Below are 250 nucleotides of genomic sequence, written 5' to 3'. Positions count from 1 at the left end.
TTTTTTTCGAAGCTTGTTCCGTATAAGGCAACTGTAGTTGGTCCTTCAGTTTCTCGATTTGTTGGTTGGGTTGGAGGGTGAGTTGTTGTTGCTGATCGAGTTATTTTTTCATTTGTTTTAGTTGAGTATCTTTTTCTTGTAACTGTTTGTCTTTCTGGTCTAATTGCTTATTCAATAAAGATACTAGTTCTAATTCGGAAACTTGGTTAGAGTTTTTCTAGTTTTCTGTTTTTGTTTTTCCGCTAACTAG

1 pseudogene is annotated in these 250 nt (G+C 34.4%); it reads right to left on the bottom strand.

Going from position 1 to position 250, the window contains the following annotated elements:
• Positions 1–250: pseudogene (locus DVW83_RS15790) on the bottom strand (DUF536 domain-containing protein); the annotation flags it as partial.

This window comes from Enterococcus sp. VV15 (genome assembly GCF_005236045.1).
GTDB classification, from domain to species: domain Bacteria; phylum Bacillota; class Bacilli; order Lactobacillales; family Enterococcaceae; genus Enterococcus_B; species Enterococcus_B durans.
This window is presented reverse-complemented; position numbering and strand designations above follow the sequence as displayed.